Here is a 6,698-nt window from a genome sequence, read left to right as displayed (position 1 = left end):
CGCCTGGATCTCGCCGTAGCCGCCGGAGGTCGGCACGAACTGGAACTGCTGGTTGCTCTGCCCATTGCAGGACCACTGATCGATCGCCGCACCCGAACTGCTGGTGTTGCCGTACACATCCAGGCACAGGCTGTTGCTGGCGATGACGAACTGGTGATAGCCGCTCGGGATGCCGCCACCGCCGGTCGAACCGCTGCCCGGGGTGACATAGATCGCGAAGGCGTCGTGCGCCGCCTGGAAGGTGATCGGCACCGTGATCGAGCCGCCGGTGGCGCTGACCGTCTGGTTGTAGACCACCTGCGGGGAGCTGAGCGGGGCCTGGTCCGGGATGCGGTCTACGCGCACGTTCACGCTGCCGCCGCCCGAAAGCCAGGACTGGGAGGACAGGCCGTTGAACGTGACGGAGGCGGCGCCGGTGTAGCCGTTGGAGTCGCCGATCACGGCCACGGCGCGCTTGGCGGTGCTGTCCTCGCTCGCCGAGATCGCGGTGCTGTTGACCTGCCCGGAGGTGGCCACCAGGGTGCCGGTCATGTCGGCGTAGTCGCGCAGCGCCCACCAGCTGCCGGTCGGCTGCCAGGTCCCGTTGACCTGGGTGAGCACGCCGGTCAGGTTCGGGGTCACGCAGCAGACCCAGTTGCCGCGCATCGCGTTGCTGTAGCTGGACTGCGCGAAGCGCGCCAGATACCAGGCGGTGACCCCGGCGGTCTGCCGGTCCGCGGGCTGGTACTCGTTCGCGGACAGCGGCCGCGAGCCGATCCCGGAGGAGGACAGGTCGCTGTTCAGCGCGTTGCCGATGGCCACCGGGTCGTCCACGTCACCTTCGAGGTGATTGGTGATCATGTCCGGGACGGTGCCGGCGGACTTGACGTGCGCCAGCCAGGTGTTCCACTGGCCCGCGGCGTTCAGCGGGTTGTACGCGAAGGACGGCCCCACGATCGTGGCGCCCGGGGCCACCTTGCGCAGCTCGCGGTAGGCGGTGTCCCACATCTGGAAGTACTGGGTGCTGTTGACCCCGGCCTTCCAGAACACCGAGATGTCCGGCTCGTTGTCGATGTCGTAGGCGAACTTCAGCCCCGTGGCCTGCAGCGCGCCCACGGTCTGGTCGATGAAGGTGGCCCAGTTCGAGCAGTTGCCGTTGTCACACGGGTACATCGTGTTCGAGGGCTGCCCGCCGTTGAGGCCGTACAGGTCGGTCAGCAGCACCTGGTACTGCGCGTGATACGGCGGCTGGGTCAACCGCTTCGCTTCCGCGACGATGGAGTTGATGTCGGCCTGGGTCGCCGAGCCGAGCTGATAGTTGTCCTTGATCCAGCCTCCGGAGAACCAGCCGCCGCCGCGGAACGCGTTGATTCCCAACGGCTGGATGAACTGATCCGCCGGCTGCGTGCCGTCCTCGCTGAAGCCGTAGAGGAAACCCTCCCCCACCCCCGTCGACGTCCCGCGCGCCGAGGACAGATCCACGCTCAGCGACTCGGTACCGGCCGCGTGCCCCGGAGCGGCCGCCACCAGCGGCAACGCAAGCACCATGGCCGTACCGGCCGCCAGCGCGAGGCGGCCGGGTCTGATTCTCGCTCTCATCAATTCCTCCCGCGGTCGAGCGCCACGGCGCTGTGGCGCATCGCTATCGAACCGATTCACAGCTCAGGTTCGACCGGGATGCTACGACTCACGTATACCTCGGTCAATCGTCCGGGTGATATTCGAATCGGTTCTTCCAGGACCGCTCAAATCCGGGATTGCGCGGCCGGTGCAAGTTTCAGCGCGAGCCTTCGACCGGAAGGCTGATCGCGTTCTGCGCGCCGCGCGGCTCCGGCGGCGAGCCGGTGCGGTCATTGCTGGGAGGACTGGTCGGCCACTACACTTCCGGCTCGTCTAGTGAATCGGTTCGAGTCGGCCGACCACGACGTTCACAGGAGGACGGCGGGTCGGCTAGTCGAACGAAGGGGTGGAGGGCGGCCGGGTGTCGCGAGGGAGTTCGATGAACATCGGCGAGGTCGCCCGGCGTTCCGGAGTGTCACGCAGCACCGTCTCGTACGCGCTCAGCGGCAAGCGCGCGGTTTCCGAGGCGACCCGGCGGCGCATCCAAGACGTCATCGACGAGCTCGGTTACCGCCCGAACGCCGCCGCGCGCGCCCTCAAGGAGGGCCGCACGCGCACCATAGGCCTGATCATCCCGCCGGCCGGGGGCCACCTGACCCTGATGCAGCTGGACTTCGTCGGCGCGGTGATGGAAGCGGCGGCGCGCGCCGACCTGGACGTGCTGCTCTCCCCCTCCGGCGGCGACCACGAGCGCTCCTTCGAACGGCTGATCAGCGGCCGCCGGGTGGACGGCGCGCTGCTGATGGAGGTGCGCCTGGACGATCCGCGCGCCGAGCGGCTGCAGCAGGAGGGCCTGCCGTTCGTGACCATCGGCCGCACGGCCCGGCCGCAGGGCATGTGCTGGGTCGACATCGACAGCGCGACGCTGATAAGCCGCTGCGTCGACCATCTGGCGGACCTCGGCCACCGGCACATCGCCCTGATCAACCGCTCCGCCGACATGGTGGCCTCCGGCTACGGCCCGGCGAACCGGGCGCGCGAGGGATTCGCGCAGGCGATCGCCCGGCGCGGCATCGAGGGCACGGAGTTCCACTGCGGCGACAACGCGCACGCGGGCGATGCCTGCGTCGAGGAGATCCTGCGCAGCCATCCCGAGACCACCGCGATCGCGACCGTCAACGAGGCCGCGCTGCCCGGTGTGCAACGCGCGCTGGAGCGCGCCGGGCTGGACATTCCGCGCCGCTTCTCGGTCACCGGCATCGTGGCGCGGCACTGGGCCGAGCAGTTCCATCCGCAGCTGACCGCCGCCGACGTGCCCGCGAGCGAGATGGGCGCGGCGGCCGTCCGGTTCCTGATCGAGCGCATCGCCACGCCGGACGCCGCTCCCACGCAGGAGCTTTTCGCGCCGCCGATCTCGCTGCGCAACAGCACCGGTCCGGTACGCGACCGCTGAACGGCGAGCTCAGGGCCGCAATCCGACGGGATTGCGGCCCTGATCCTTTTCGCCACCCCGTTAACAAGTGATGGCAACCGGAGTAGACACACCATCAGCGACCAATCGGTTGCCACTCGCACACGGAGGTGAAGTATGCGATCGAGATCAACGATGCTCTGCGTCGCGGCGACCCTCGTGACGCTGGCTTCGTCGACCGGTGCCGCGGTAGCGGAACCCGCACCCAGCGCCGGCCCGAACGTACGGGTCACCGTCGACGACGGGGGGAACGGCGGCTATCTCAGCGCCGACCAGCTGGCGGGAGGCGGCTACGGCGATCCGGTGCTGACGCGGTGCGGGAGCGACCGCCGGATGCAGAACGAGCCGACGCTGGCGATCGACCCGCGCAACCCGAGCGTGTGGACCTCGGGCTCGAACGACTACTGCACGGTGCCCACCGCGGGCGACGCCTGGGCGGGCTTCTACCGGTCCACGGACTCCGGCGCGACCTGGACCGACAGCCTGCTGCCCGGCTACAACGGCGACGCGTCGGCTCAGGGCACCTCATCGCCGCTGCACGCCCAGGTGGCCGGCGGAGCGACGGCCGCCGGTGACCCGGTCATGGCCTGGGACGCCCACGGCGACCTGTTCTACATGGGCAACAACTTCAACCGCGGCATCGAGAACGGCGTGTCCGGCCGCACCCGGGACAACACGGGCGACGTCTGGGTGGCGACCTACGCGCCGGTCAACCCGTCGGATTCGACCACCGACGGCGCGAAGTACCTGCGCACGGTGATCCTCGCCACCAACACCTTCGGCCTGGGTTCGTTCAACGACAAGACCAACCTGGCCGTGGACCCGGCGACCGGAAACGTCTACGCGGCGTGGTCCGACTTCCACGGCTCCGGCTGCAACGAGATCTTGTTCAGCCGCTCGACCGACCACGGCGTCACCTTCAGCGCCCCGCTGAAGATCTCCTCGGGGATCTGCGGCAACCAGGGCCCGTCGATCGCGATCGGCCCCTCCGGCCAGGTCTACGTCGGCTGGGAGGGCAGCACCGGTGGCGCCCTGAGCAAGGCACCGGGCGCGATATCGGGCGCGGCCTTCACCGTGTCCAGCGACTTCGGCCAGACGTTCAGCAAGGCGGCGATCGTGGTCACGTACGCGCCGTTCATGTTCGAAGCGTTCTCGGGTAATGGCGCGCGCGAATGCGGCGACGGCCCGTTCGCCTGCCCGAGCGGGTTCACCTTCCCGCGCTCTGACTTGGCGGGCCCCTATCTGGCCGCGGACAACGCCCACGCGACCATCGTGATGGCGTTCCAGGCAGCGCAGCCGTCCGGGCAGGGACAGATCGAAACGGTGCGTTCCACCGACGGCGGCGCCAACTGGAGCAGTCCGGCGCTGCTCTCGCCCAGCGCGGTCGGGCACCAGTTCTACCCGTTCCTGGCCGCTTCCTCCGGCCGGATCAGCGCGATTTGGTACGACTCGCGCAACGATCCGCAATACTCGGCCGGCCGGCCGCCGTGCAACAGCTCGTCCGGACAGACGTCCGCGTGCCTGAACGTGCGGTATGCCGATTCCCTTGACGGCGGCCTGAACTGGAGCGCGAGCATCCAGGTCACGGACCTGCCGACCAACCTCAACTACGAGCAGTTCGGCGGACGGCTCGTGCCGTTCTTCGGCGACTACATCACGGTCGCGGCGCAGGGCGACACGGTCGGCGCGACGTGGACCGACCAGCGCAACACCGTCAGCGCGCCCGACCCGAGCGGCGACAACGACGGTGCGGACGTGTCCGGCGATCCGGAGACCGGCGGCGTCTGCACCTCGTCGCTCACCGCGTGCTTCGACGGTACCGGCGGACTGGATCAGAACATTTACTCGGCGCTGATCACGCCGTAGTGCGATAACGCTGGGCCGGGCAGCAATGCCCGGCCCAGCGATCAGTGCTGGGCGAACTGGACGGAGGTCGGCTGCGCGACGTTCGGTGATATCGAGATCCCATTGATGACCAGTTGCTGCCCGTAGATGTCGGTGATTCTGATGGCGCCGCCGCAACCGGCGCCGCTGGAGGATAGGAAGTAGTTGTAGTCGGTACGGGGCAGCGAGCGCCAAGCACCGCCGCTGCGGACCTCCAAGGACGCCACCGGATTGCGGTGGCCGATCACCTGGATCCCGCACCAGTACTGACTGGATCCGGTCTTGTACCGAATCGAGATCGTGCCCGACAGGCTGGGGCTCACCAGCGACCAGGTGATCGGGATCCGGCCGGCGGAGGGGTTGGCCAGCTTGGCGAAGGCCTGCTGGCTCAGGTCCAGCTGTCCGGGCGCGCAGGGCAGCGGGCACTCGTTGGTGATCAGGACCGTGATCGAGGCGCCGTTGGCGGCGTGCACGAGCACGTAAGCCCCGCACGCCTTTGCCGACTCGTAGTCGGTGTAGTTCATCGCGGCGATCATCATGTTCGCGGCGGGACCGAACAGGCACGCGCCGTCGCCGTCTCCCGCGCCGTACTCGGTAGCCACGCCCTGATACGTGGCGCCGGGTCGGATGCGGCCGGCCAGCGATGCGGCGCCGGCCGGTGCGGGAGCGCTGCTCGTCGCGGGAGCCTTCGTGGACGGGGAACTCGTCGGCGACGGCCGCGCCGGCGAGGCGCTCGTTGCCGCCGCCGTCGGCGACGGCAGCGACATCGGGGAGGAGGAGACGGTCGTTCGGGCGCCGTCGGCAGCGGTCAGCGCGCCATGTCCGGTGGCGGCGTTGCTCGCGGGAAGCGACGAGGCGACCAGGTACCCGACGACGCCGACGGCGACAAGGCCTGCCGCGGCTGCCGACACGACCGGCCACCGTTTACCTGACCGGCGATGCCCGACTGCCTGCCTCATCACCTTCACGCTCCGCTCCTAAGGATGGCCGCTCGATCGTTCCGTATCTAAGTGCCTGCGGGCGGCCAAAAGGTTGCCGAGAGCGTCAGGCTGAACTCGGCGGACTGCACGGTCAGGCGGTGCTGCGGAAGCGCGGCGGGGCCGACAGATGCGCTGCCAAGGCCTTGAACCGCGTGGTCGGTGTGCAGGTAGATGACGGGTTCGGGGGTCAGGTCGTGTTGGTGGCGGGCGTGTGCGAGTTGCTGGTCGGCATAGCGGCGTACGGCGAGGTTGATCAGCGGGTCGGCTTCGATGCGCAGGCCGGTGCCGTTCGGTTCGGTCACCTCGGCCCAGCGCACCTCGGCGCGGTTGCCGTTCTCCTGCGGGCGCACGTAGGGGGTCTGCAGTTCGTCGAGTGTGGCGCGGAAGCGCCCGATGCGGGCGGCGGCGCGGGAGTCGGGGTACGCCTCGCCGGGTCCGGCCCCGAACCAGGCGACCTGGCTCCAGCTCTCCGGCAGCAGCCAGCGCAGCCCGAGGCGCCCGAGGGAAGGAGCCTTATCACGCGCCTCCAACTCCCGCCGCCGCTCATCAGGCAGATCAGGATCGACCATCGCCTCGCCGTAGACGTCTGTGCGCTCGGGCCAGTAGCCGGTCGGCTCGGTCGCCACGTGCAGCCGCAGCGCGTCGTCGTCCGCGGTCCAGTGATAGGTCGTCAGGTAGGCCGATTGACCCGCCGCCGCGCCGCTGCGCACGACGACCGTGAGCGCATCGGTTCCGACGTCGAGGGAGACCGTGCGGTGGCGCAGTCGGTGCAGGCCACGCTCGCGCCAGTATTCCGCGTCGTGCTGCGCGTGGGCGCGGTCGTT

Annotated in this window: 5 protein-coding genes; 2 read left to right on the top strand and 3 right to left on the bottom strand. The window is 69.3% G+C overall.

Annotated features, from left to right (window positions below; translation table 11 throughout):
• Window positions 1–1,578 (bottom strand): RICIN domain-containing protein (locus VFB40_RS03240; RefSeq protein ID WP_324847750.1); only part of this gene is annotated, 1,578 nt, incomplete at its 3' end.
• A gap of 400 nt (window positions 1,579–1,978) precedes the next feature.
• On the opposite strand from VFB40_RS03240, the gene VFB40_RS03235 reads away from it, so the two are divergent.
• The gene (locus VFB40_RS03235) at window positions 1,979–2,992 is read left to right on the top strand and encodes a LacI family DNA-binding transcriptional regulator (RefSeq protein ID WP_324847749.1); all 1,014 of its coding nucleotides are present in this window, start codon (window positions 1,979–1,981) and stop codon (window positions 2,990–2,992) included.
• Between the two features lie 135 nt (window positions 2,993–3,127).
• Window positions 3,128–4,876: a sialidase family protein gene (locus VFB40_RS03230; RefSeq protein WP_324847748.1), complete on the top strand. Its 1,749-nt coding sequence runs from the start codon at window positions 3,128–3,130 to the stop codon at window positions 4,874–4,876.
• Window positions 4,877–4,917: 41 nt separating this feature from the next.
• Here VFB40_RS03230 and VFB40_RS03225 read toward each other — a convergent pair whose 3' ends face one another.
• Together VFB40_RS03225 and VFB40_RS03220 are read right to left on the bottom strand one after the other, a co-directional pair.
• A complete protein-coding gene (locus tag VFB40_RS03225) occupies window positions 4,918–5,853 on the bottom strand; it encodes an expansin EXLX1 family cellulose-binding protein (RefSeq protein WP_414642016.1) in 936 nt (311 codons plus the stop codon).
• Window positions 5,854–5,900: 47 nt separating this feature from the next.
• Window positions 5,901–6,698, bottom strand: a 798-nt coding sequence (locus VFB40_RS03220) for a beta-galactosidase small subunit-related protein (protein WP_527249185.1), incomplete at its 5' end; no start/stop codon positions are given.

This window comes from Actinocrinis sp. (assembly GCF_035650855.1).
Taxonomy (GTDB): Bacteria; Actinomycetota; Actinomycetes; order Streptomycetales; family Catenulisporaceae; genus Actinocrinis.
Note: the sequence above shows the minus strand (reverse complement) of the source record. Positions and strands in the feature narration are given on the sequence as shown.

Bases quoted from the DNA above. Each gene is read 5' to 3' on its own strand.
- VFB40_RS03235 (WP_324847749.1), top strand. From the start codon at position 1,979: ATGAACATCGGCGAGGTCGCCCGGCGTTCCGGAGTGTCACGCAGCACC.
- VFB40_RS03230 (WP_324847748.1), top strand. From the start codon at position 3,128: ATGCGATCGAGATCAACGATGCTCTGCGTCGCGGCGACCCTCGTGACG.
- VFB40_RS03225 (WP_414642016.1), bottom strand. From the start codon at position 5,853: ATGAGGCAGGCAGTCGGGCATCGCCGGTCAGGTAAACGGTGGCCGGTC.